General features: G+C 62.7%; 19 protein-coding genes. 10 read left to right on the top strand and 9 right to left on the bottom strand.

Translation table 11 applies throughout. The features are described 5' to 3' along the window. Window positions 1–10 precede the first annotated feature (10 nt). The 4 genes from CFB47_RS35795 to CFB47_RS35810 form a co-directional block, all read right to left on the bottom strand. On the bottom strand, window positions 11–1,603 hold the full coding sequence (locus CFB47_RS35795) for a Re/Si-specific NAD(P)(+) transhydrogenase subunit alpha (RefSeq protein WP_089444339.1): 1,593 nt from the start codon (window positions 1,601–1,603) through the stop codon (window positions 11–13). An 826-nt stretch (window positions 1,604–2,429) separates the two neighbouring features. Then, window positions 2,430–3,137 carry a transcriptional regulator gene (locus CFB47_RS35800; protein WP_089444341.1) on the bottom strand — a complete coding sequence of 236 codons (708 nt, stop codon included), beginning with the start codon at window positions 3,135–3,137 and terminating at the stop codon, window positions 2,430–2,432. Between the two features lie 52 nt (window positions 3,138–3,189). Further along, window positions 3,190–4,014 (bottom strand): ABC transporter substrate-binding protein, encoded by an 825-nt coding sequence (locus tag CFB47_RS35805; RefSeq protein ID WP_373453173.1) that lies wholly within the window; start codon window positions 4,012–4,014, stop codon window positions 3,190–3,192. 166 nt (window positions 4,015–4,180) lie between these two features. Further along, window positions 4,181–5,305 (bottom strand): aminotransferase, encoded by a 1,125-nt coding sequence (locus CFB47_RS35810; protein ID WP_089464070.1) that lies wholly within the window; start codon window positions 5,303–5,305, stop codon window positions 4,181–4,183. Between the two features lie 276 nt (window positions 5,306–5,581). Between CFB47_RS35810 and CFB47_RS35815 the strand changes: the two genes are divergently transcribed. Continuing rightward, on the top strand, window positions 5,582–6,772 hold the full coding sequence (locus tag CFB47_RS35815; RefSeq protein ID WP_179259040.1) for a succinylglutamate desuccinylase/aspartoacylase family protein: 1,191 nt from the start codon (window positions 5,582–5,584) through the stop codon (window positions 6,770–6,772). Between the two features lie 45 nt (window positions 6,773–6,817). Then, on the top strand, window positions 6,818–7,942 hold the full coding sequence (locus CFB47_RS35820; protein WP_089464072.1) for a succinylglutamate desuccinylase/aspartoacylase family protein: 1,125 nt from the start codon (window positions 6,818–6,820) through the stop codon (window positions 7,940–7,942). A 126-nt stretch (window positions 7,943–8,068) separates the two neighbouring features. Here CFB47_RS35820 and CFB47_RS35825 read toward each other — a convergent pair whose 3' ends face one another. Beyond that, window positions 8,069–8,974, bottom strand: coding sequence for a LysR substrate-binding domain-containing protein (locus tag CFB47_RS35825; protein WP_089464073.1), 906 nt, complete (start codon window positions 8,972–8,974; stop codon window positions 8,069–8,071). 166 nt (window positions 8,975–9,140) lie between these two features. On the opposite strand from CFB47_RS35825, the gene CFB47_RS35830 reads away from it, so the two are divergent. The 6 genes from CFB47_RS35830 (at window position 9,141) to CFB47_RS35855 (ending at window position 13,457) form a co-directional block, all read left to right on the top strand. Continuing rightward, entirely contained in the window at window positions 9,141–9,683 is a 543-nt protein-coding gene (locus tag CFB47_RS35830) for a sugar ABC transporter (RefSeq protein WP_089464074.1), read from the top strand. A gap of 6 nt (window positions 9,684–9,689) precedes the next feature. Further along, window positions 9,690–10,016 (top strand): hypothetical protein, encoded by a 327-nt coding sequence (locus CFB47_RS35835; protein WP_089464075.1) that lies wholly within the window; start codon window positions 9,690–9,692, stop codon window positions 10,014–10,016. 18 nt (window positions 10,017–10,034) lie between these two features. Continuing rightward, window positions 10,035–10,880, top strand: coding sequence for an MBL fold metallo-hydrolase (locus CFB47_RS35840; RefSeq protein WP_089464076.1), 846 nt, complete (start codon window positions 10,035–10,037; stop codon window positions 10,878–10,880). Between the two features lie 215 nt (window positions 10,881–11,095). Beyond that, window positions 11,096–11,842 (top strand): SDR family oxidoreductase, encoded by a 747-nt coding sequence (locus CFB47_RS35845; RefSeq protein ID WP_089464077.1) that lies wholly within the window; start codon window positions 11,096–11,098, stop codon window positions 11,840–11,842. Between the two features lie 152 nt (window positions 11,843–11,994). Further along, the gene (locus tag CFB47_RS35850) at window positions 11,995–12,849 is read left to right on the top strand and encodes a DJ-1/PfpI family protein (protein ID WP_089464078.1); all 855 of its coding nucleotides are present in this window, start codon (window positions 11,995–11,997) and stop codon (window positions 12,847–12,849) included. Between the two features lie 125 nt (window positions 12,850–12,974). Beyond that, window positions 12,975–13,457, top strand: a complete 483-nt coding sequence (locus CFB47_RS35855; RefSeq protein WP_089464079.1) for an SgcJ/EcaC family oxidoreductase — start codon at window positions 12,975–12,977, stop codon at window positions 13,455–13,457. A 100-nt stretch (window positions 13,458–13,557) separates the two neighbouring features. Here the strand turns inward: CFB47_RS35855 and CFB47_RS35860 are convergent, their stop codons facing one another. Continuing rightward, the gene (locus CFB47_RS35860; protein ID WP_089464080.1) at window positions 13,558–14,505 is read right to left on the bottom strand and encodes a GlxA family transcriptional regulator; all 948 of its coding nucleotides are present in this window, start codon (window positions 14,503–14,505) and stop codon (window positions 13,558–13,560) included. A gap of 165 nt (window positions 14,506–14,670) precedes the next feature. Then, window positions 14,671–15,654 carry an AraC family transcriptional regulator gene (locus tag CFB47_RS35865; protein WP_089464081.1) on the bottom strand — a complete coding sequence of 328 codons (984 nt, stop codon included), beginning with the start codon at window positions 15,652–15,654 and terminating at the stop codon, window positions 14,671–14,673. Between the two features lie 206 nt (window positions 15,655–15,860). On the opposite strand from CFB47_RS35865, the gene CFB47_RS35870 reads away from it, so the two are divergent. Continuing rightward, entirely contained in the window at window positions 15,861–16,697 is an 837-nt protein-coding gene (locus CFB47_RS35870) for an alpha/beta hydrolase (RefSeq protein WP_089464082.1), read from the top strand. Between the two features lie 242 nt (window positions 16,698–16,939). Here the strand turns inward: CFB47_RS35870 and CFB47_RS35875 are convergent, their stop codons facing one another. After that, the gene (locus CFB47_RS35875) at window positions 16,940–17,488 is read right to left on the bottom strand and encodes a glutathione peroxidase (RefSeq protein ID WP_089464314.1); all 549 of its coding nucleotides are present in this window, start codon (window positions 17,486–17,488) and stop codon (window positions 16,940–16,942) included. A 305-nt stretch (window positions 17,489–17,793) separates the two neighbouring features. Next, window positions 17,794–18,120 (bottom strand): EthD family reductase, encoded by a 327-nt coding sequence (locus CFB47_RS35880; RefSeq protein ID WP_089444557.1) that lies wholly within the window; start codon window positions 18,118–18,120, stop codon window positions 17,794–17,796. Between the two features lie 356 nt (window positions 18,121–18,476). On the opposite strand from CFB47_RS35880, the gene CFB47_RS35885 reads away from it, so the two are divergent. Further along, complete coding sequence (locus CFB47_RS35885) at window positions 18,477–20,384, top strand: DUF3857 and transglutaminase domain-containing protein (RefSeq protein ID WP_089464083.1); 1,908 nt, start codon at window positions 18,477–18,479, stop codon at window positions 20,382–20,384. Window positions 20,385–20,434 lie beyond the last annotated feature (50 nt).

Below are 20,434 nucleotides of genomic sequence, written 5' to 3' on the forward strand. Positions count from 1 at the left end.
TATCGTCTCCTTACTTGCGGAACATCGCCAGCATGCGACGCGTCACCGCGAAGCCGCCGAACATGTTGACGGCCGTGAGCGTCAGCGCGCCCACCGCCAGGCCCAGGATCAGCCCGGACGGACGGCCCTCCGCCGCCGCGTCGCCCAACGGCGGCGCGACCTGCACCAGCGCGCCGATCGCGATGATCGACGAGATCGCATTGGTGACGCTCATCAGCGGCGTATGCAGCGACGGCGTGACGTTCCAGATCACCATGTAGCCGACGAAGCAGGCCAGCACGAACACCGTGAAGTGCGCCAGGAACGTGGCCGGTGCGAACTGGCCGACCAGCAGGAACAACAGGGCGCCGACCGCGAACGTGATGGCGAGCGACTTCGCCGACATCGGCGCGCCGCTGCCGTGGCCGTGGCCCTTGGACGCGGTGGCCGCGACCGGCGGCGTGGCGGGCTTCGGGGCGGCGGCCGGCTGCTGGATCGGCGGCGGCGGCCACGTGACGTTGCCTTCCTTGATGACCGTGAGGCCGCGGATCGCGTCGTCGCTGAAGTCGACGTTGATCGTGCCGTCCTTGCCCTTGCACAGCTCCTCGACCACGCGCAGCAGGTTGGTCGCATACAGCGTCGACGACTGTCGTGCCAGGCGCGACGCGAGATCCGTGTAGCCGACGATGGTCACGCCATGACGCACCACGGCTTCGCCCGGCACCGTCAGTTCGCAGTTGCCGCCTTGTTCGCCGGCCATGTCGACGATCACGCTGCCCGGCTTCATCGACTGCACCATCTCGGCCGTGATCAGCTTCGGCGCCGGCTTGCCGGGAATCAGCGCGGTGGTGATGATGATGTCCGCCTCCTTGGCCTGCTGCGCGTACATCGCGCGCTGCGCCTGCTGGAAGCCTTCGCTCATCACCTTCGCGTAGCCGCCGCCGCCCGAGCCTTCTTCCTCGTAGTCGACCTTAACGAATTCCCCGCCCAGCGACTTGACCTGGTCGGCCACTTCCGCGCGCGTGTCGTTGGCGCGCACGATCGCGCCGAGGCCCGCGGCCGTGCCGATCGCCGCGAGGCCGGCGACGCCGGCGCCGGCGATGAACACCTTGGCCGGCGGCACCTTGCCCGCGGCCGTGATCTGCCCGTTGAAGTAGCGGCCGAATGCATGGGCCGCCTCGATGACGGCGCGGTAGCCGCTCACGCCGGCCATCGACGTGAGCGCGTCCATCTTCTGCGCGCGCGACAGCGTGCGCGGCAGCGAATCGATTGCCAGCACCGTGGCCCGCTTCGCGGCCAGCTGCTGCATCAGTTCAGGGTTCTGGGCCGGCCAGACGAAGCCGATCAGCGTGCCGCCCTCGCGCATCAGCGCGACTTCGTCGCTGCTCGGCGGGCGCACCTTGAGGACGATGTCGCTGCGGCCCCATAGATCGGCGGCCGTGGGCACGACTTCGGCGCCGGCCGTGCGGTAGTCGTCGTCGCTGAAGTTCGCGCCGGTGCCGGCGCCGCTTTGCACGGCCACCGAGAACCCGAGCTTGATCAGCTTTTCGACCACGTCGGGAACGGTCGCTACGCGCCGCTCCTCGTGGGCCGTCTCCAGAGGGACCCCAATCTGTAATGTCATATCCTGAACTGTCAGTAGTGGCCGTCGCGAGGAATTACGGCCTGCGTTTCACGTCACCCAACTCAATCCGTGTACGACCTTGCTCCGCGCGCAGCTTGGCACTCCCGCGCGAATTTCACAAACGATCGATCCTCTAATCGATGGTGTTGTCAGGGCAAACCAGTTCGTGCTCTTGCCTGATTATGCTGACGAATATCCGGCGCAGGTTCCGAGCGGATAAAACCCGTCAAGCATATCCCGTGCCAGAGTCTTTCCAAAATTTATCTTTTGAATCGGCGCGCATTCAATCCATGAATCCCCTGTCTGGACACGACGGGGCGGGCACCCTCGCGCTCACCGGCCGGAACCGCGCGGCACGGGCCGCCGGCGCGTGAATCCGTTTGAAACGTGAATAATCGGCGATCGGCACACGAGCACCGGAATCGGTTTCATCGAGAATGCCCTTGCTTACCGGAACAATGCCATTTGTCGCGCGCCAACGACATAATCCGTGTGGCCGACGCGCTTCGGTGCTGGCGAGTTTAATGGAGAATGCTGACTGACTCGTCGAACTGATTTTCGTCAGGACAGGGGAATACCGATGGAAACGCTCCCGGTGAAGCCCCAGGGGTCTTGCCGTTTCGCCGCGTCTTCGCATCCGGGAGCCGCACCGGGTTCGTGGCGCCGCGAAACTTGAACGAGCCTGCATGTTGCAGGTGCTCGCACTTTAGATATCCGCGACGCCCGGAGACCGCGGACAGCATCGGGCTGAACGCCAGGGACGTCACCGCCGCCTGAGGGCGAATCGCGCGATGTGCTTCCTCGATCCGGTCAAACAAACGCTCCGTCACCCTTCACCTCTGAGCTCCTTCAGATAGTTGAAGATCGTCGCGCGCCCCAACGCCAGGACCTTTGCGACATAGTTCGCGGCGCTCTTTCCGTTGAATGCGCCTTCCGCATACAACGCCGCGACGAGTTCACGCTTATGCTCTCGTGTCAGCATCGACAACGTGAGCTTGCGCTCCTGCAGCCAGTGATCGAGGAAGACATTCACCCGATCCTGCCAATCGTCGCGGAACAGCTTCTCCGGTTGCGGCTGCAGCACCGCGCTCGACAGCAATAGTTCGAGTGCCTGCTTTGCCTGATCGAGCGCGGCCTGGTGAAAATTGATGCACATGACCCCGACAGGCTCACCCGACTCGGTCCGCAACACGGCACTGATCGAGCGGATCTTGCGACCGTCCCAGCCGAGCTTTTCGTACGGGCCGATCACATTCTCCTGTTCGTCGAAACCGATTTCCTCGAGTGCCGAATCGTCGCCCACCTCCCGCTTGGACAAATTGTTCGCAACGTATGCGACCGTTTGCGTCGAGAGGTCGTGCAGCACGACTTCCGTATAAGGCTGGAACAGTAGCGCGATCGCATCGGCAACCGCATGGTGCGGGGCAACCTGCCCCGTACCCGCCTGCCGTTTGCCGCGCTTCGTCGCGCTCGTCCTGGTTCGATCGCCCGTCTTGCCGGTGGATCCGTTGGCGGGCGATGGTGCTCTGCTCATGTCTGTTTTTCCGAATCGATGCAGACCTGACGCAGTACACGTCCGTCTCCGGTCAATGCACTGCCAGGTCCACCGTAAAATACTTTTTCAGAAGCTGCTGATAGGTGCCGTTGCGCTTGAGTTCGGCAAATGCCCCATTGAGCGCCTCGCGAAGCGAGTGGTCGCCCTTGCGCACCGCAATGCCGACACCCGTGCCGATGATTTTCGCATCATTGACGGGGTTCCCGGCGAATGCGAAATCCTTTCCGTTCGGTTTGCTCAGGAACCCGAGGCTCGCCGCCGTCGCGTCCACGAACGTCGCGTCGATACGCCCCATCACCAGGTCCGCATACACCTCGTCCTGGGTCTGATAGCTCTGGACGCTCACATGCTTCGGCGCCCACATCTGCTTCGCATACTGTTCCTGGATCGACCCCTGGAGCACGCCGACGCTATGCCCCGCGAGTGCCTCGGGCGTCGGCCGCAGCGTGCTGCCCTTGCGCGCGACGAGCTGGGCCGGCGTCAGATACAGCGGCACCGTGAAATCCACCTGTTCGGCCCGTTTCGCGTTGATGTTCATCGCCGAATCGATTGCGTCGAACTTGCGCGCCTGCAACGCGGGAATCAAGCCGTCGTAGGCATTCTCCACCCACACGCATTTCGCCTTCAGTTGTGCGCAGAGCGCATTCCCGAGGTCGATGTCGAAGCCCTCGAGCTGTCCGGACGTCGCCTTTGATTCGAACGGGGGGTACGCGGCTTCCAGGCCGAACCGAATGGTCTTGACGTCTTCCGCTTGAACCCCTTCTCCCCACATCGCCATCGCCGCAAGCGCAACCGCGAACACCGCTCGAACACCTTGCTTCCTCATCACCGTCTCCTCACACCAGGTTAGGTCCATGCAACGATCGGTGCAGCGAGCACGTCGCGTCTTCAGGCAAGAGACCGGAATGACCGACCGCCTTGCCGTCGACGTCGATTGATCGTCATGTACTTTTTAGTCGGGCTCGAATGAAGGATCCGGCGCCGCCTCGGCACCGGTATCCGCGGGTCGATACCCGTGCCCGTCAGCTTGCCTTCGTACGCAGGTAATCCGATACGCGTGCCAGCCCCTTCTCGAGGACATCGCGGTGGTTTGCATAACCGATCCGGACGTAACCTTCCATCTCGAGCGCGCTCCCCGGCGTGAACATCACACCCGTCGCCTCCAGCAATTCAACACAGAACTCACGCGACGGCATGTCGAACGCATATTTCAGCAGCGCAGTCGTGCCCGATTTCGGCTTGATCCAGGAAATCGCGGGCTCCCGGTCGACCCACGCCTCGAGGATCGCGAGATTGGTGCGGACGATATCGAGATTGCGCTGCATGATCGCATCGCGGTGCTCGAGCGCGAGGGTGGCGAAGTAGTCGTCGATCATCCCCACGCTGATGGTGTTGTAGTCGCGATGGACGGCGACTGCCCGAATCAGGTCCGTCGGACCGGCAATCCAGCCCAGACGCAACCCCGCAAGCGAATAGGTCTTCGACATGCTGGCCGTGCTGATGCCCTTTTCGTAGAGGTCCGCGATCGACGCGCTATACCCGCTGCCCTGCTGATCCGTGCCGCGATACACCTCGTCGCAGAGGACATGGGCATCGCAACGGCGAGCGATCTCCGCGACCTTGCTCAGAAAGGCTTCGTCCATCAGCGATCCTGTCGGGTTGTTCGGGTTGTTGATGGCGATGAGGCGCGTTTTTCCGTCGACGAGCGACTCGAGTTCGGAAAGATCCGGCAAGAAGCCGTTCTCTTCGCGGAGCTTCAGGACCTTGACGTTTGCGCCATAGCTCTCCGGAATCGAGTAGTGCTGCTGATAAGTCGGCATGACTGAAACGACGGTGTCGCCGGGTTCGACGAGCGTTTCGTAGATCAATGCATTCCCGCCGATTGCACCGTGCGTCACGATCACGTTCGCCGCCGACTGCTTCGAATACGTGCGAGCGATCGCCTCGCGCAGCCGGGATGTCCCTTCGATCGCGCCGTACGTCAGCTTCATCGGCCGCAGGTCGTCGAGTACGGACTCCTGACGACCCGTCAGCGTGAGTAGCTGGTCGACGGTCAGCGATTCGACACACGTTTCCGCAAGGTTGTACGCGCAGTGGTGCTCGTAGAGATCCATCCAGCGCTCGACACCGAATTCCTTGATTTTCATGTCAGTCCGTTCCTTTGATATGGATTGCGCGGTCTGCCATCGGCCGCGTGTATAGAAAACGAGTAGGTCAGCACTTCATCCGGCGCGACATCTCCGTTGCAGGCGGCTTCCGCCTGTTGCCCGATCGCGAATTCCACTGCGACCCGACATTCCTGTGGGACAACCTGCCCAAAGTATCCGCTTCCTAAACTCAAATGTCCATAGTAGACTGAAAAATCCATTTTTCGATCATGGAACCCGGATCCAGCCGGGGATCGACGAACGAGCACCCGGTCGGTGCCCGCTCTCCCACGGCACCGAACCACACGAGAGGAAACCACGCATGACCTATCGACGCATCGAGATTCCCCTGCCGTCGCCGGCGCCAGGGGTTGCGCTCAGCCTGACGGCGCACGGTTCGGCAATATCGATCACGGCCGCAGCATCTATTTCCATGCCGGCCTGCATGCGGACGAGCATCCCGGCCTGCTTGTCCTGCAACACATGCTCGAGGCACTGCACGCGCTGGACCGGGACGGGCGCATCGAAGGTTGCGTCACGGTCGTCCCGTTTGCCAATCCGATCGGTCTGTCGCAGCGGCTCTTTGGCCCTGTCGTCGGGCGCTTCGATTTCGAGAACGGTGAGAACTTCAACAGGAACTTCCCAGCACTCGGGCGAGCCGTCGCACAGCGTTTGCGCGAAGACGATGCATCGAGCCTCAAGCGTTCCGAGTGGAAGCGTTTCTTTCGCGGCCTGCTGGACGGCGGCAACGCAATGAGCCCGGCGGCCGCGATGAAGCTTGAATTGGCCAGGCTGGCGATCGAGCATGACATCGTCATCGACCTTCACTGCGACACCGATGCCATCGCCCACGTCTACGCATCGACGCTCCAGCGTGAACGCGCAATGAAGGTGGCGTGGTGGGTCGACGCCCCGGTCGTTCTGCTGGAACCCGCCGGCGCCGGAGGGGGCGCGTTCGATCAGAGCCATTCGGGCGCATGGGGCGAACTGCAGCGGGCAGGCCTGTTCGATGGCGAGGCGAGCGGCTTTTCCGCGACGATCGAATTGCGCGGCCAGTCGGACGTCAACGACGCGCTCGCGTCGACCGATGCCACAAGATTGCTGCGCTTCGCCGAATCCGAAGGTGTCCTGTCTTTTCCCGACCCGTTCGACGACTGCGCAGGACTCGCGTCACCCGAAGCGTTTCCGCTGGAAGGCGCGGCCCACGTTCGTTGCCCTTGTGCCGGCGTGATCGTGTATCGGCGCGCCCCTGGGGACCGGATCGCGGCGGGCGAGACGTTTGCCGAGATCGTTCGACTCGACGGTCCGGAGATCAATTCGCGCGTTCCGGTTGTCAGCCCGATTGACGGCGTGATGGTTGTGCGTCAACTCCAGAAACTCGTGCGTCCGGGACAACGCGCGGCACTGATTGCCGGCGACGTCCCGCTCGTCGGTCGCGATCCCGGCAATTTGCTGCTGGATTTCTGACCGCTCGTCGACACACATCCCATTCGTCTCAGGCCAGGACCAAACATGGAAATCATGGATCTCCCGCTTCCCGATCTCTCGCCCGGGACGCGGATGACACTGCGCGAGTACACGTTCGGCCCGAAGGATGCGGAACATTCCGTCTATTTCCAGGCGGCCTTGCATGCCGGTGAAGTGCCGGGGCTTCTCGTGATCCAGCATCTTCTGGCAAGGTTGGAATCGCTCGAATTCGATCGGGCATTGGCCGGGCGCGTCACCGTCATGACATGGGCCAATCCGGTCGGCATGCAACAGTTCGTCGGCGGAACGCTGACCGGTCGGTTCGACTGGGCGGGCAGCGGCAATTTCGATCGCCGCTTCCCCGATATCGGTTCGGAAGTCGTGCGGCAATTCACAGGCGGAAGCTACCCGACGAATCGCGACGACGCGAAATACCGGTTGATGGAAATGGCCAGGCCTGCCGAACAGGGAAGCGATCCGGTCGCGTATCTGAAAACGATCTTGCTGTGGCGCGCATTTGCGCACGACATGGTTCTGGATCTGCACTGCGACAAAACTGCCGTGATGCACGTGTACGGCAACTGGGCGCACGAACAACGTGCGGTCTCGCTATCTCGGTGCCTGAATGCTCCCGTGTTGCTTCTCGAGGACAGCGCCGGTGGCAGCACGTTCGACCAGTCGTTTCACGACGCATGGTCTGCTCTCCGGCGATGCGGCCTGCAATGCGGATCGCGACAGGGTTTCGCCGCGGTCGTCGAACTACGGGGCCAGCGGGACGTGTCCGACACACTCGCCGCTTGCGACGCAGGCGCGCTAATCGACTTCCTGAGAATCGAGGGTTTCGTCGTCGACGGCCGACCACCGGCGCACCGCGAGCCTCCTGTCATATCTGCGCTCGAGGCGGTCGATCACCTGAAGGCAACGCGAACAGGGATCGTCACGTGGAGCGCGCCCGTCGGCAGTTTCGTCGCCAGAGGAGCGGAGATCGGCGCGATAACAGCTTTGACGAACGGCCAGGCCGAGTCACGCACGGTGGTGCGAGCAAGCATCGACGGCATTCTCGTCGCCCGAATGCATGTCCACTTTGTACTTGCCGGCCAGCGGATTGCAATGATCGCGGGACAGGACCAAGTTCCGGGGCGCATCAGCGGGGCACTTTTGCCGGATTAAGCCCTCTCGGCGCGGCGAGCATCAACGCATCCCGTCTCGCTTACCAATATTGCACTGTGCATCCTGCCAGGTTTAGGCGTTGCGCCATGCGCCAGTTGCGCAGGCCGGCACATTCACCTGTGCCCGTCACGCACCACCGCCCGGCTCCGATCCCCGCGCTTCATCCAGCATCCAGGTCGCGAAGGCCCGCAACGGCCCGTCGGCCAGCTCGATCGGTTCGGGTAGCACGAGGCAGAAGTTTTTCGTCACCGTCTTGCCCTCCGGCCAAGGCGCAACCAGTCGCCCCTGCTCGAGCTCCGCGTCGATGTACAGGCGCGGCACCAGCGCGACACCCAGGCCGGCCAGCGCCGCTTCGATCAGCATCGAATGGAGGTCGTAGCGCGCGCCCACCGCCGAATTGGTCAGCACGATGCCGGCCGCCTGCGCATAGGCCTGCCACGCGTCGGGATTCTGTCGCCGATGAAGACGCGGCAGTGCGTCCAGCGACGGGTTCGCCCCGGCGCCGGCGAGCAGCGCCGGACTGCAGACGGGCACCAGCACTTCCTCCAGCAGCGGATGCGGATGCATCCCCGCCCATGCCGGATGCTCGAAATGAATCGCTGCGTCGAAACCGCTCCCGGCCAGCAGGAACGGCTCCATCCGCTCGGCGATATGCACGGTGATGTTCGGATGCCGGTCCTGAAAGCGTTTCAGCCGCGGGATCAGCCAGCGCGTCGCGAAGGTTGGGATGGCGGCGATATCGAGGCTCGCGCCTTCGATCGGCTGCCCCATCAGGTACAGGCTGTCCCGTTCGAGCCGATCCAGAATCTCGCGAACCTGCACCGCGTATCGCGCACCGTTCGGCGCCAGCCGTACCCGGTTGCCGATCCGCTCGAACAGCGTGACGCCCAGGAACGCCTCCAGCCGGCCGATCTGGCGACTGACGGCGCCTTCGGTCCGCGCCAGTTCCTCGGCGGCTCGGGCAAAGCTGCCGTGTCGGGCCGCGGCTTCAAACGCCTGGAGCGCGGAATTGCTAGGGATCTTGCGGGACATGGACGTCTCGTTGGTCGGAGTGTGTTCACCGTCAGCTTGAGCAAATGTCACTGAAGGCTGACTTTATTTCGTTTTATGCCGCGAAACGGCGAGCTTAGCATTACGTTACCGCACTGACCATCACACCTCCCCAGATGAATGTGCCTCCTGCCCAAAGGACGATCCCATGATCTATACCGTGGAATGCAGCTTCGCCGACCTCGACAGCGAAGCCGAATGGAACGACTTCTACAGCCTTGAAAAGCTGCCCGCGCTGATCTCGGTCACGGGGTTTCACACGTCGCAGCGGTTCAAGGCGATCACCGGCGGTTGCCCGGTTTATCTGGCGATCCACACGATCGACGGCCTCGATGTCCTGACCGGCGATGAATATCGCCGCAAAGGCGGCGGCAATTTCGCGAAGTGGCAACGACACATCACCGACTGGCACCGGAACCTCTACGGCGATATCGGCTTCGCGCCGGCGGTAACGGACGGTGAACTTCTCGCCCTGAGCGCCGGCGGCCCCGACTCGCTGATTCGATTGGGCCTCCCACCGCTGGCCATGCAGGCCGTTGCGCTGGAGCAGTGTCCGGCGCGCCGCTGGCTCGCCGTCGTGCCACGGAGCAGTGCGCAGCTTGTCGAGGTGCTCCCGGAAAGCATTCACCTTTACGCGCCGATGACGGCGCAGTTGACGAGCACACGCGCCCTTTCGATTGCACAGGAGTAGACCGCGATGCCGAACGTCACTTTCTCGATCGATGCGACGCGGATGCCGGCTGATGAAAGCCTTGCCGCGCTGTCGCGCGATTGCGTCGAACTCTGCACGCAGGTGCTCGAGGCTGAACTCAAGAACGTCCATGTCATTTTCCTGGCGGTTCGGCACGGGCACGGACATCCCGTCTTCGCCGAGATCCGGTATCGCGTCGGCACGCCGCGCACGCCGGATGTCATGAACCGGTTCATGGACGCGCTGGATCAGGCGATCGTTCGCCGCACCGGCCTCACCGCGCGCATTCGGTGCTTTGGTTACACCGCATCGACCATTCACGCCCGCAACTAGCCGATTCGGAGCAACACGATGTCCGCCCTTACCTTTCCTGTTCAGCAAGTCGGGGATTTCACGATTACCGCCATCAGCGATGGATATCTCACTGCCAGTCTCGACTTCCTGTCGAATATCGATTCGGATGACGCATCAAAAATGCAGCGTGATGCCGGACAGAAAGAACCGGCGGTCGTTCATATCAATTGCTACGTCGTACGCGGAGCGGGCCGCACCATTCTCATCGACGGTGGGGCTGGCGGGTTCAAGCAATGGGGCGGCCAGCTTAAAACGAACCTGGTGCTTGCCGGCATCGAACCCGCTGCGATCGACACCATCCTGCTGACCCATGCGCATCCCGATCACGTCGGTGGGCTGGTGAATGATGCAGGACAGGCCGCGTTTCCGCATGCGGAGCTGGTCGTGCATCAGCGAGAGGTCAAGTTCTGGCAGGACGACGGAAATCTCAGTCGCGCGAGTGAGCGGGCTCGCGGCAATTTTGCGAAGGCGCGTCAGGTATTCGATGCCTATGACGACCGACTTCGCCTGTTCGAAGACGGACACGTGCTCCCCGGCATCCGCGCGCTGCCGCTGCCGGGACACACCGATGGGCACACCGGATATGTCCTCGAATCCCGCGATCAAGGCCTGCTTGTGTGGGGGGACGTGGTGCATTTCCCGCATATCCAGATTCAGCGGCCGGACGTCTCGATTGCGTTCGATCACGATGCGTCGCTGGCAGCATCGACACGGTCACGCCTTCTCGATCAGGTCAGCGCGGACGGCCTGCTGATCGCGGGGATGCATCTGGGGGAACTCGGGTTCGCACGTATCAAGCGGACGAGCAGTGGGTATGGCTTGCTTTACGAGAACGAGGGCTGAAGCCACACGTGTACGGATGTGCGATACCGCCACCTCACGCCGACATGCATGAGTCACGCGTTTGATCCATATGGCGTTTTTTGAGGGTTATACGACCTTTGCGCCATCCGCTTCGCGTTCCATACTGCACGTGAAGATCGAGCAGGGAAAAGCACAAACGCCATCGCGTCTTGCGCTTTCGGCCCGATCAATCACGACGTAGAAAGGAGCAGAAGATGAGGCTTAAAGACAAGTCGGCGTTAATCACCGGTGGTACCAGTGGCATCGGTCTTGCCACCGCGAAGCGTTTCATTGCGGAAGGCGCCCGCGTCGCGGTGACGGGCCGCGACGAGGCGGTGTTCGAGCGCGTGAGGGCCGAGCTCGGCGAGCATGCGCTCGTTCTCAAGGGCGACGTGCGTTCGATCAACGACATGCGGGCGATTGCCGCTGAAGTCGGCGAGCAGTTCGGCGGCCTGGATATCGTGTTCGCGAACGCCGGCTGGGCGTTCCCGTCCGCAGTCAACGATATCGACGACGCGCTCTACGACGAGATCATGGACATCAACGTCAAAGGCGTGGTGTTCACGCTTCAGGCGGTGCTGCCGCACTTGCGAGCGGGCTCGTCCTTCATTCTCAACACCTCGTTCGTCGCGCAGACCGGCAAGCATGGCATCTCGTTGACCGCAGCCGCGAAGGCCGCCGTGCGATCGCTTGCCCGCAGTTGGTCCTACGAGTTTCTCGACCGGAAAATCCGCTTCAACGCAATCGCGCCCGGTGCGATCGACACACCGCTGCTGACCAAGTGGGGCATGCCGGACGAATGGGTTCGCAATCGCAAGGCCGAGTTCGCCGACGCCATTCCGGTGGGCCGCATGGGCAACGTCGAGGACATCGCCAACGCCGCGCTCTATCTCGCCAGCGACGAATCCGCATACGTCGTCGGCACCGAACTGGTCGTCGACGGCGGCGCCTCGCAGCTTTGAGCCTGCGGCGCCCGATTCCGGCGCCCTGCGTGTCATCGCGGCTCATCTACCTATCTGACCTCACGTCCGCCACGCTTTGAGTCGCGGCGGCCATTTCATGCGGCCCAGCCTGGTAGCACTCTTAGCAGGGCCGCCCGCAAGGAGAAATAATCTTGACCGACAGTAGCGAAAGCAATACTTCCGGATCGCCACTCACCCGAGCCGGCCGTTCCCGCCGCGATGTGCTCAAGTTCGGCAGCATCGCGACGCTCGGCGCCGTCCTCGGCGGCGGCGCCCTGCTTGGAAACGCCCCCTCTGCGCTTGCACAGACCGGCAGCGACGGCGCACTTGCCCCGAGCGGTCCGCTCGATATCCTGATCGTCAATTACGACGGCGGCACGCTGCTCGACTTCGCCGGCCCCAGCGAGGTCTTCCATCGGCTACCGAATACGAACGTTCGCTACGCGAGCCTCGATGGCGGCAACGTGACGCTCGAATTCGGCGTCGTGTACGGCAAGACCGAGCGGCTGGCCGATATCGACAAGACGGACGTGCTGCTGGTCCCTGGCGGGTCGAACCTGTCGGCGCCGATGCGCCCCGCGTATCAGGCGCAGATCCGGCGCCTGGCAGAAAGTGCCAAGCATGTGACGTCGGTCTGCAACGGATCGCTCGTGCTGGCCGCAACGGGCGTTCTCAACGGCAAGCGAAGCGCCTGCCACTGGGCCTTCGTCAACAAGCTGGCCGAATACGGCGCCATTCCCGTGCCCGATCGCTTCGTCGAAGACGACAACGGCCGGTTCATGAGCGGCGGCGGCGTGACGGCAGGCATCGACTTCGCCCTTCGCGTGGCGGCGAAGCTGCGCGGTCAACAGGCCGCCGAACTCACGCAGCTCGTGATCGAATATGATCCCGCGCCGCCGTTCCACTCCGGCCATCCGAGAGAGGCGCGGCCGGAAGTCATCGCGATGGTCGACAAGAAGCTGCCCGGTGCATCCAGGGGGCTCGCACGCGTCCCGGGCGTTCGTTGAATCGCTTGCAGGCAATGTGGGCCAATCCATCGAAAGACTGCGATGAACACTGCGACCGACATTGCCTGTTTCATTCTATAACTTTCGCAGTCCTTTACATTAAAACCATACACGGAAATCACTCGATGCAACAGACCCGTATTTTCACGGCTGCCCTTGCGGCCTGCGTCACTTTCTTCGCGTTCGCCGCGCCCGCGACTGCCGGTGGTTCGCCACGTCCGCCCGAAGCGGCCATCAAGGCCGAGAATGCGCGGTGGGCGGATGCCTTTGCGCGAGGGGATTACGAGGCGATCGGCCGCCTCTACACCCGCGACGGCACGCTCTTGCCGCCCGAAGGCAACAAGATCACGGGACGCAACGCGATCGTCGGGTACTTCACCAAGGGGTATACCGGATCAAAGCCCGCCACCGTATCGTTCAGCAATGACGAGTTCTACGGTAACGACCGGGTCGTGACAGAGGTGTCGGATGTGGAGGTCCGCGACCACGACGGACAACTCAAATTCCGCGGCAAGCAGACGCTCGTCTTTCTGAAAGAGGGCGGCGCGTGGAAGTTGCATCGCGACATGTGGAACGATGACGGCCCGCTGACGGCGGATGGCCATTGAGCGTCTGGTGAAACGCTTGGCGATCTACCCAACGCGCCGCTAGACCGTGAGAGGGACCTCGGCCCGGCAGCGCGCGGATCGGCCGGCTGCGGATGGTCGATCAGCGCGCGCCGTTCGCTCGGCTCTCGCGTCGAATCGCTTGCGGCGGGTGCCCATGCAGTTTGATGAAGGCCCGCCGCATCCGCTCCGGGTCGGTGAACCCGACCGCCAGCGCAATCTGTTCGATCGGTTCGCTGCCCCCCTGCAGGCGCAGCCGCGCCGCTTCGACACGCAAACGCTCGACCGCCTTCGCCGGTGTTTCTCCGGTTTCCCGGCGAAATGCGCGCCCGAACTGCCGCAAGCTCAAACGTGCGGCCTCGGCGAGCCGCTCGACAGGCAACGCTTCCGCCAGGTGTTCCCGCGCAAAATTCAGCGCGATGCGGATGCGATCCGATTCCGGCTCCATCTGCGACATCGCCGAGAATTGGGACTGACCGCCCGGCCGACGATACGGAACCACCAAAAGCCGGGAGACAGCGCGCGCAACCTCCGCGCCCAGATCTTTTTCAATCAGGCCGAGCGCCAGGTCGATGCCGGACGCAATGCCCGCCGACGTCCAGATGCGCCCCTCCTCGATATAAATGCTATCGCCCTCGACCTTGGCGCGCGGGAAGCGCGACTGCAATTGAGCCGCGTATCGCCAGTGCGTCGTCACCCTCACGCCGTCCAGCAAGCCGGTTTCCGCGAGCAGAAACGCCCCCGTACACACGCTTGCGACCCGCGCAGCCTTGGCGCCCAGTTTTTTGGCGGCGGCAATGTTCTCCGGCGTCTGCATCGGATCGATGTCGCCGCCCACGAAAATGACGGTGTCGAACGTGCGCCTTCCGATCGGCTTCGTGTCGACCGACAGGCCCGTATTGCCCGGCACCGGGCCGCCGGACTGCGAGATGACGTGGAGATCATAGGGCGCGTGGCCCGCGGCCGTGGCGACCTGGTTGAAGGCCGACAGCGGCCCGCCCAGATCGAGCGCATCGTAGCCACGGCAAACGAAGAATCCGATTCGACGCATGACGAAGTCGTTAACTGAAAATCCAGTAAAGTCGCATTTTACGAGGAACCCTCAAATAGCGCCATTCAGCCGGAAATGAGGGAAATACGTCGTTTACGTCGTGATCGATTGTCCGTATGTCTAACCGCCGGCATCTGCCGGGCCGGGATGGCCGTCAGACCCACCCTACTCCGCATTCACCTTCCGCCACTGCATCGGCGACATCTCGTACCGCCCTCGAAACGCGCGACTGAACGCCGCTTCCGACGTATACCCAACCCGCCCGGCAATATCCGAAATCGGCGCACGGCTGTACCGCAACAACTCCGCCGCCCGATCCAGGCGCCAGGTCGTGAGATAGCTCAACGGCGCCTGCCCCACGACACGCTGGAACCGGTCCGCAAAAGCCGACCGCGACAGATTCGACAACTCGGCAAGATCACTCACGCTCCACGCCCGCCCGGGATCGGCATGAATGGCCGACATCGCCGGGTTGATCCGGCTGTCGATCGCGCCGGACAGCCACCCGTGCCCTGCCGAGCCCTCCGTCGCCCAGGTGCGCAGCAACTGGACGAAGATGACGTCCAGCAATCGGGAGATCATCGCGGCGGCGCCCGCGCGCGGGCTCAACGCCTCGTCGAGAATGAAATGGCAGCTCAGCTCCAGCCACTCGAACGGCCGCTCCCGCAACCCCTTCAACACCAGCACCGGCGGCAGCACGGACAGCAACCGTTGCGACAGCACGCCGTCGAATCCGAAATCGCCGCACAGCCACGTGGTGTCGCCGCTCCCGATCGTCAGGCGCTCGCGATCGTAGTACTTTGGCGCGAGATCCGTGACGAGACTCGCGGAGCGGCCCGGCCGGTCGGAGATGACATGGCCGTGGCCATGCATCAGCATGACCAGGTCTCCCTGCGACGCGTGATAGCGCTCGTCGAGCCCCTCCACTTCGATCGCCACGCTGCCGCTACGGATGATGTGCAGACGATACTTGCCGGCAGGAAAGCGCAACCCGAAAGGCGCCGAGGCCGCGCACGTGAAGACCGTATTGCCGCGGATGCGGATCAGCTCCAGCACGTCGGAAAAGGCATCCCGCTTGAAGGCGAACGGATCTGCCCCATCGTCCAGCGTCGTCGGCGTTTGAGCAAAGAATTCCGGCTTCTTGGCCATGTCGCGTACCCGGATGGTCTTTATGATGGGCACATCATTCACGCTGAATGACGCCGGTGTCAAAGACTATTCTCGAGGTGCCTGGCATACGGCAATCGCGTAGTACCCCTTGTTTCGTTGCTGGCAAGCACGGGGCAGACGGCTCCGGAAATACCGAGGTGTCGTGGGCGTGACGTTCGTCATTCAGCGATCAAAGGAGCAGGGATATGAATCCGGAAACGCGTACCGACACGGTTGTACTGATTCACGGTCTGTGGATGACACCGTTGTCGTGGGAACATTGGGTCACGCGCTACGAGCAGCGCGGCATGCGCGTCATCACGCCGGGGTATCCGGGCGTCCAGCCGGGCACGGCCGGCGTCGAGGCGCTGCGTCGCGACCCGTCGCCGCTGGTGAATCTCGGCGTGCGCGAGATCTTCGACCACCTGGCCCGAACCATCGCCGCACTCGACACCAAGCCGATCATCATGGGGCATTCGTTCGGCGGCGCGTTCGCCCAGCTTCTTCTCGACGCGGGCTACGGCTCGGCCGGCGTCTCGATCGACGGCGCCGGGGTGAAAGGTGTATGGGCGCTGCCGTTCAGCCAGATCAAGGCGGCGTTCCCGGTCCTGCGCAACCCGGCCAACGTGCATCGCGCGGTGCCCATCACCGAGCAAGCGTTTCACTACGCGTTCACGAACAACCTGAGCCTCGAGGAATCGAAGAAGGTCTATGACCGCTACGCGGTGCCCGTGTCGGGGCGGATCCTGTTTCAAGGCGCGTTCGCGAACGTCAACCCGAATGCCCCGACGCGCTACAACTTCGCGAACGACGAGCGCGCACCGCTGCTCTTTATCGCCGGCGGCAACGACAACATCCTGCCGCCTGCTGTTCAGCGCGAGAATTTCGAAAGGAATGCGAAGGGTTCGCGGGCGATCTCGGCGTACAAGCTGTTCGACGGCCGCAGCCACTACACCTGCGGCGAGAAAGGCTGGGAGGAGGTTGCCGACTTCGCGCTCGACTGGGCGCAGGCGCCTGCGGCGGGGGATCTCGGCAAGCGCTAAGTTATCGGTCAATGGCCCAATTCCCGAACGGTGTCGTGCAACGTCGACAGGCCGTTGAACGACTTGTCGGTCTGACGCATTCTCCGGTTCGCCAGTCGAGGCAGGCACGCCGTCGCGTTCCGGTTTTCAATGTGCGAGTGGCAAGTCGGCAGACATGGTGTTGGAGTGCCCCGTCCTGGCACCCTCGACCACGGGTGCAGGTCAGGCAATCCTCCGGCACGGCACGCGTCACGCGCGCCGGCTTACGCGGCCTTGGCCAGCTCCGCGTCGATGGCGGCGACCAGCTTCGGGTCGTCCGCGGTCGTATCGGGCGAGAAACGCGCGACCACTTCGCCCGTGCGGCTCACGAGAAACTTCTCGAAGTTCCACAGCACCTCGGGCGCCGGGTTCGGTTGGATGCCGTAGCCTTCGAGGCGCGCACGGAACGGGCCGTCACCGTTCGCCTGCGGCTGCGCCTGGGTGAGCGAGCGATAGAGCGGATGCTTGTCGTCGCCGATCACGGAGATTTTCGAGAACAACGGAAACTTCACGCCGAAGGTGCCGGTGCAGAACGACTGGATCTCCGCATCGGTGCCCGGCTCCTGCCCCTTGAAGTTGTTGGCGGGGAACGCCAGCACTTCGAGACCCTCCGCGCGCTTGCCTTCGTAGAGCGCCTCCAGACCTTCGTATTGCGGCGTCAGCCCGCATTTGGACGCCACGTTCACCACCAGCAGCACTTTTCCTTCGTACGCGCGCAGGGTTGTTTGCGCGCCGTCGATGGCGTTGACGGGAATATCGTAAATCGTGCTCATGTCTTCATCCTTCAATGGATCAAATTGATGGCGAGCCGCAGGAATCGCGGTGTATCGCGTTCATTGGAAAACCCTGGACGTCGGTCGGCAAAGGCGCGTTGTCGACGCTCGTGATCTGCGCATAGCAGAGCCCTATCCTACTGCGAACGGTCAACTTCCTGCTTGCAGGCGCGGACCGTGGGATCCGACAGGCGACCTGGAAAGGCCCAGGCTTCGATACAACGGCGGAATGGCCGCATAAGCATCGCCCCGTTGCGGGGGTACGCCATCAGCGGATGCGGTGCGTGGCGACATCCGAGCCTTGGTCAGACTTCCGAACGCTCTACGACCACCTCACTGATTTGAAGCACGGGCTGTATATCCGTGTAATTGGCGATGTCGGCCATGATCTCCTGCGCGTGCGGGTCGCGCGCCGCCTGGAAGGCTTCGACAGACGTGCAGACGAAGTCGCACTTGGCCACGTAGACAGGCTCAGTGCCCGGAGCACCGCCTGCGATGCCCTTGTCGACCGTGTAGTACAGACATGCCGCACCGAGCCGCTGCTTCACCATTGGCATGTGCTTGTCGCGGTAGTAAGCATGATCGAATCGTGCGCCTGCGGCGTACGGGTACATGACACTGACTTTGATCATCGGGTTCTCCTGTTGCTGCATGGGAATCGAGGCGCCAACGCTCGCGAGACGACATCGAGGCTGCCGAGATCGGGCGTGGCGAACGCTTCTTGCAGAAGACGTACTGACTCTTCCGATTGCGCGCCGATGAACCCGTCTCGCCGTTTTGGCGGCACTGAGTGTACCCGGCTACGACATGTCGCGGATGCTGGCGACATGGCTTGCAATCAACCGACAACTTCCTGTCGATGCAGACAAGACGCGCGCAAGTCAATTTCGCACGCGCACCGCGATTCGTAGCGGCATGCTCGTCGTCGTGGTAGTTTCTTGCTTCCCTCCTCGCAAGAGGAAGATAAGAAACCACGAGGGCAATCCACATGCTGATTGCACGAGACGGCCGATCCATTTCAATCGGCTGCATGCGACTGTCACACCTCGCGGTGGCGGTAGTCGCCATGCACGCTGCTGCCGCTTTTTCCGCTGATTTCTCGCCACCCGCAACCGTCTTGTCCGACGACACGGTCTACACGGTGAATCGCGACAGTTCGTCGATTCGTGACCAATCCAGGTCGATCCGGATAGAAACGGAACAGGGCGTCAGGTCGTACGGTCAGGTTTCGTATCGATATAGCCCCGAGTTGCAGAAGTTCGACGTGATCGAGGCTTACACCACCACGCGCGACGGCGTACGGATCGACGTCCCGTCCAATGCAATTTTCACTCGTCAAAGCGCGTCGAGCGTCCACGCCGCCACCTTCGACGACAACCTCGTCAAGACGATCGTCTTTCCCGGCGTAGAACCTGGCGCGACCGTGACCATGCACACGCGCGAGACGCAGGTCACGCCGCTTTTCCCCGGCAATTTCTCGGCCGACGACACGTTTCCGAACAACAAGCCGATCCAAAGCGCCAGCATTACGATCAATGCGCCATCCTCAATGAAACTGTATACCGATGTGGTCGATATGCAGGGCGGACGGGTTGCAGCGGATGCCGACGGCCGGCAGACATGGCGCTGGACGATAAAAGGTGCAACTGCGCAGCCACTCGAAGCCAATGCGCCGAGCATCGAGGATCGCAGCCCGCGGATCGTGGTCACGACGTTCCCGGGTTACGCGGCGCTCGGGCAGGCATACGCCGCCCGTGCGCAGCCGCAGGCGACCATTACGCCCGACGTGCAAACGCTGGCCGACGAGGTCACGAAGGGAATCGCCGGTCGGCGCGATCAGGCAGATGCGCTCTATCAATGGGTCAGCCGAAACATCCGCTACGTCGCAGTGTTCCTCGGTTTCGGCGGCGTCGTTCCGCATAGCGCACAAGACGTCCTGCATGCACGCTATGGCGACTGCAAGGACCATACGACGCTGCTGCAGGCGCTGCTGGCAGCCAAAGGCATCGCGAGCGACACGGTGCTCGTGAACGCGGACAGCCGCTATTGGCTGCCTTCGGCCGCCAGTCCGTTGGCTGTGTTCAATCACGCGATCACCTACGTTCCCGAGTTCGATATCTACCTTGACTCGACCGCGGGCACGGCGCGATTCGGCACGCTTCCTTTCAACGAGCAGGGAAAGCAGGCGTTGTTGACCGGCGTCGGCAATGAGCAGTCTCGCTTGGTCGTCCTTCCCGTTGCACGCCCCGATGCCGACACGGTGACGGTCATTACGCACGTCGCACTCGACAAACTCGGCACCGTTCGTGGCGATAGCGAAGTCAAGAACGGCGGCGAATACGACTGGGTCGCGCGCTCCATATTCTCCCGGCTACCGGCGGGTTCGGAACCGGTGTTTGCGCAGGCGTTTCTGACTGCGAGCGGGTTGGACGGCACCGGCCGCTACATCCATGGCGACATCAATGATCTCTGGATGGCGTTTTCGTTTTCCAGTGTGTTCGAACTACCGGACTACACCGCTCTCCCCGGCCCCGGCGCGATGCGCGTCCCAAGAGGATTGGGCGGCCTCAACACGATATCCAGTGCCATTGACGGGGTAGGTTCGGCCAGGCGCAAAACTCCGTTCCTGTTCAAGGCAGGACACTTCAGCGAAATCACGAAACTGGAATTGCCGGCCTCGATGAAAGTGTTGAGCCTGCCCAAGCCCGTCACCGTTACTTCGTCGTTCGGGACTTATACGTCGTCCTATGCGATGGAAGGCAGAACCATCAACGTGATCCGGACGCTTGATTTGACATCGAAAGTGCCGTATTTGCAGCCGGACGAATATCCCGAGCTCGGAAGAATGGCGACATCGATCAAGCGTGACCTTGCAGCGCAGATCGTGTATCAATGAGCGATTTTGCGGCGCGACAAACCCAGCGGCCAACGTGCCATGAAGAGGCA

Origin of the sequence: Burkholderia sp. AU27893 (assembly GCF_002223205.1) — a bacterium.
Classification (GTDB): domain Bacteria; phylum Pseudomonadota; class Gammaproteobacteria; order Burkholderiales; family Burkholderiaceae; genus Burkholderia.

Excerpts from the sequence above, each read along its gene's own strand:
- CFB47_RS35885 (WP_089464083.1), top strand. The coding sequence starts at position 18,477 with ATGCTGATTGCACGAGACGGCCGATCCATTTCAATCGGCTGCATGCGA.
- CFB47_RS35845 (WP_089464077.1), top strand. The coding sequence starts at position 11,096 with ATGAGGCTTAAAGACAAGTCGGCGTTAATCACCGGTGGTACCAGTGGC.
- CFB47_RS35870 (WP_089464082.1), top strand. The coding sequence starts at position 15,861 with ATGAATCCGGAAACGCGTACCGACACGGTTGTACTGATTCACGGTCTG.
- CFB47_RS35825 (WP_089464073.1), bottom strand. The coding sequence starts at position 8,974 with ATGTCCCGCAAGATCCCTAGCAATTCCGCGCTCCAGGCGTTTGAAGCC.
- CFB47_RS35820 (WP_089464072.1), top strand. The coding sequence starts at position 6,818 with ATGGAAATCATGGATCTCCCGCTTCCCGATCTCTCGCCCGGGACGCGG.
- CFB47_RS35865 (WP_089464081.1), bottom strand. The coding sequence starts at position 15,654 with ATGGCCAAGAAGCCGGAATTCTTTGCTCAAACGCCGACGACGCTGGAC.
- CFB47_RS35805 (WP_373453173.1), bottom strand. The coding sequence starts at position 4,014 with ATGGACCTAACCTGGTGTGAGGAGACGGTGATGAGGAAGCAAGGTGTT.
- CFB47_RS35835 (WP_089464075.1), top strand. The coding sequence starts at position 9,690 with ATGCCGAACGTCACTTTCTCGATCGATGCGACGCGGATGCCGGCTGAT.
- CFB47_RS35880 (WP_089444557.1), bottom strand. The coding sequence starts at position 18,120 with ATGATCAAAGTCAGTGTCATGTACCCGTACGCCGCAGGCGCACGATTC.
- CFB47_RS35795 (WP_089444339.1), bottom strand. The coding sequence starts at position 1,603 with ATGACATTACAGATTGGGGTCCCTCTGGAGACGGCCCACGAGGAGCGG.
- CFB47_RS35830 (WP_089464074.1), top strand. The coding sequence starts at position 9,141 with ATGATCTATACCGTGGAATGCAGCTTCGCCGACCTCGACAGCGAAGCC.
- CFB47_RS35840 (WP_089464076.1), top strand. The coding sequence starts at position 10,035 with ATGTCCGCCCTTACCTTTCCTGTTCAGCAAGTCGGGGATTTCACGATT.
- CFB47_RS35855 (WP_089464079.1), top strand. The coding sequence starts at position 12,975 with ATGCAACAGACCCGTATTTTCACGGCTGCCCTTGCGGCCTGCGTCACT.
- CFB47_RS35810 (WP_089464070.1), bottom strand. The coding sequence starts at position 5,305 with ATGAAAATCAAGGAATTCGGTGTCGAGCGCTGGATGGATCTCTACGAG.
- CFB47_RS35875 (WP_089464314.1), bottom strand. The coding sequence starts at position 17,488 with ATGAGCACGATTTACGATATTCCCGTCAACGCCATCGACGGCGCGCAA.
- CFB47_RS35860 (WP_089464080.1), bottom strand. The coding sequence starts at position 14,505 with ATGCGTCGAATCGGATTCTTCGTTTGCCGTGGCTACGATGCGCTCGAT.
- CFB47_RS35800 (WP_089444341.1), bottom strand. The coding sequence starts at position 3,137 with ATGAGCAGAGCACCATCGCCCGCCAACGGATCCACCGGCAAGACGGGC.